2 protein-coding genes are annotated in these 1,187 nt (G+C 26.2%); both read right to left on the bottom strand.

Annotated elements, in window-relative coordinates; translation table 11 throughout:
- Positions 1–100: 100 nt before the first annotated feature.
- Positions 101–373 carry a hypothetical protein gene (locus BLO14_RS05910; protein ID WP_091974035.1) on the bottom strand — a complete coding sequence of 91 codons (273 nt, stop codon included), beginning with the start codon at positions 371–373 and terminating at the stop codon, positions 101–103.
- Entirely contained in the window at positions 364–1,104 is a 741-nt protein-coding gene (locus BLO14_RS05905; protein ID WP_091974032.1) for a ParA family protein, read from the bottom strand. The genes BLO14_RS05910 and BLO14_RS05905 overlap by 10 nt, the downstream gene beginning before the upstream one ends.
- Between the last annotated feature and the right edge of the window lie 83 nt (positions 1,105–1,187).

Raw genomic sequence — 1,187 nt, 5'->3', positions numbered from 1 at the left:
AAGTTTTATATATTTATAATAATATTTATAGCTTTAATTATAATTAAAGCTATAAATATTATTATAAATATATAAAACTTGTTGTTCATAATTAAATTTATTATTTCTTAGAAGTTTCTATATATTCCATAATTAAAGTTCTTATAAAGCCGGATGCTGTTAATCCCTTTTTATCTAAAATAGAATAAAATTCAACCCAGTATTCATATTTCAATCCCACGCTTATTTGTTTGATCTTCATTTTCGATCTACCAAGCTTAATATTTGAGATATTATTACCAATAACATCATTGTCAACACTAAAAGCAAATTTAGATTTACTAACATTTTGTTTAATAATTTCTTCTAAATCAACCTCTTTACTTATAGGCATAAAGCTTCCCCCAATCTTGAAAGTTCCAAGATAGATTTACTCTCGGGATAGTAATCAAAAACCGACTTTTTATACAGCTGAGATTCTGCTATTTTAGCATCTTGTCCAATCTCATAAAGATCATATCCAAAGGTTTTAAATTGTTTTAAGTGTAAATTGTGTCTTTTAAAACTTCTATTGAGCATATTGCAAATAATCTTCTCGTGTTTAACCTTTTTTCTATAAGATTTTAACAAAGAATCAAACTCTTCCTTAAAAATATTAATTCCTTCAAGACTTAAAAACTCTGGAGTCAATGGGGTAACAACTTCACACATTGCAAGAATAATTCTTCGCTCCCAAAGCTCAAAACTGGGAGACAAATCGAAAATCGCAAATTCAAATCCCAATTTTTCTAATTCCACACAAAAATCATCTATCAAGTATGGAAAATCCTGCAATTTATGTTGCACATCTCTTCTAAAAGTTCCGCTTGGAACACATGGCAAAATATAAAAATTTTTTTGTATTTGTTTCAATGCTTGATCTATATCTATCCTCTTTAAAAAAGTATCTTTAATATCTAACCTAAGAATTTCATGATTAAGAAACCATGTAGAAGAACTTCCTTGCTGTATATCACAATCAACCAATACAACTTTTTTTGTTTTAGACAAATAGCTTGCAACATTACCACTTAAGGTAGTTTTGCCAACACCACCTTTTTGAATATGAAATGCTATTTTTTTCATGAAAACTTCCTTTTAATTATTTTATATCATATATTAATTATTTTATATCATATATTAATTATTTTATATCATATATTAATTAT

The sequence above is a fragment of the Borreliella japonica genome (assembly GCF_900099615.1).
Taxonomy (GTDB): domain Bacteria; phylum Spirochaetota; class Spirochaetia; order Borreliales; family Borreliaceae; genus Borreliella; species Borreliella japonica.
The sequence above is the reverse complement of the archived record's forward strand: the minus strand, read 5'-3'. Positions and strand labels throughout refer to the sequence as shown.